Source organism: Synechococcus sp. H55.11 (genome assembly GCF_047462475.1).
GTDB lineage: Bacteria > Cyanobacteriota > Cyanobacteriia > Thermostichales > Thermostichaceae > Thermostichus.
The window spans coordinates 11,480-13,067 of sequence record NZ_JANSJI010000095.1 but is presented as its reverse complement, the minus strand read 5'-3'; the positions used below and the strand labels follow the sequence as shown (position 1 = coordinate 13,067).

Genomic DNA, 1,588 nt, shown 5'->3' with positions numbered 1-1,588 from the left:
TACGAGACGGTTGAAGTCAATTCTAGGGTCGGAGAAAATCGCCGCCCCGAGTACCTGGCCAAGAACCCTCTGGGCCAGATCCCGGCTTTGGAGCTGGAAGACGGCACGGTCTTGGCCGAGTCGGCGGCAATCTTGGTTTACTTAGCAGAAGACACCCCCCTCTACGGCCAAACGCGGCTGGAACGAGCCGAGATCTTGAAATGGCTACTTTTTGAACAAACCCGCATTGCCCGCTACATTGCCACCACCCGCTTCCTGGTGCGGGCTGGACAAGCCGAGGCCCACGCCGAGCTGATTGCCCAGAACCTCAAATCCGGCACAGAGGCCTTGGAGATCATGGAGGGCCATTTGCAGGGGAAAGCGTTTTTCGTGGGCAACCGCTACACGATTGCAGATCTGGCCCTTTTTACCTACACCCACGTGGCGGAGCAAGGTGGGTTCGACCTCAAACCCTTCCCCAACATCCGCGCCTGGTGTGAGCGGGTGAAAACCACCGACCGCTTCTTCCCCCTCCCTGGTGCCTAGAACTTGCTGGCGGCGGCTCCTTCCCTCCCCCTGCAGCCGACCGAGTTGGATTTTGCTTCCAAGCCTATCGGAGGATTCCTCACCCCCAGCCTCTCTGCCCAAGGGAGGGGAAAACTGGAAATCGCTGCAACGAAGGGCTCCAGCGGCATTTGGGATCGCCTAGGCTGCCCCGCTGGCCACCCCATTGGAAGCTGCCGGAAGCTTGGCGGGCCTTAGCGCCCCTTGAGCTCTCGCTGGATCTCTCGCTGGGTTTGCCGCTCTTTAATGGCCTGCCGCTTGTCGTGGAGCTTTTTGCCGCGGGCCACGCCCAGATGGGCTTTGATCCAGCCGCGGTTGAGCACCAGCTTGAGGGGAACCACGGTCAGGCCCTTTTGCTCCACCAGGCCCCGCAGCCGGTCGATCTCGCGGCGGTGCAGCAGCAGCTTGCGGCGGCGGGTGGGATCGTGGTTGAACACCTTGCTGGCGGTGCCATGGGGGGAGATGTGCAGGTTGTGCAGCCAGGCCTCGCCATCGCGAAAGAGGGCAAAAGCGTCTTGTAAGTTGGCTTTGCCCGCCCGTATCGATTTCACCTCTGTGCCGGTCAGTTGCAGCCCGGCTTCGTAGGTCTCCAAGATCTCGTACTCGAAGCGGGCGCGACGATTCTCCACCAGGGTTTTGACGTTGGGATCCACAGCCATAGGCTTTCAGAATAGAGCTCCGTCCTCCAGAGGGCCTAACGAGAGGCCAGGGATCCCTCTAATTTTTGCACTGCCCGTCCCACGAGGCGCTCGGCTTTGCCGCGCCAACGAAAGCGAATGGGGGTGCCTGTGAAGTCGAGGTTTTGCCGGAAGTGCTTTTCCAAGTAGCGGCGGTAGTTGTCTTTGAAGAGATCGGGATCGTTGACAAACAGGAGAAAGGTGGGAGGTTGCTCCGCCACTTGGGTGCCGTAGTAGATTTTGCCCTGCTTGCCCTGGCGGTTGGCGGGGGGCGATTGCCAGGCGAGGGCATCCTGGAGCACCTCGTTGACCACGGCGGTGGGGATGCGTTTGCGATGGGCGGCTACCGCCGTGTTGACCTCGGCAAA

Annotated in this window: 2 protein-coding genes and 1 pseudogene; 1 reads left to right on the top strand and 2 read right to left on the bottom strand. The window is 60.9% G+C overall.

The genetic code is table 11. The annotated features are described in order from the left end of the window. A partial coding sequence (locus NW853_RS04285; RefSeq protein ID WP_414347957.1) for a glutathione S-transferase family protein occupies positions 1-525 on the top strand: 525 nt, incomplete at its 5' end. Between the two features lie 212 nt (positions 526-737). On the opposite strand, the gene smpB is transcribed toward NW853_RS04285, so the two are convergent. Both smpB and NW853_RS04275 read right to left on the bottom strand, forming a co-directional pair. Beyond that, positions 738-1,202, bottom strand: a complete 465-nt coding sequence (gene smpB, locus NW853_RS04280) for an SsrA-binding protein SmpB (RefSeq protein ID WP_414333835.1) — start codon at positions 1,200-1,202, stop codon at positions 738-740. 35 nt (positions 1,203-1,237) lie between these two features. Next, positions 1,238-1,588: pseudogene (locus tag NW853_RS04275) on the bottom strand (ribosome biogenesis GTPase Der); the annotation flags it as partial.

Excerpts from the sequence above, each read along its gene's own strand:
- smpB (WP_414333835.1), bottom strand. The coding sequence starts at position 1,202 with ATGGCTGTGGATCCCAACGTCAAAACCCTGGTGGAGAATCGTCGCGCC.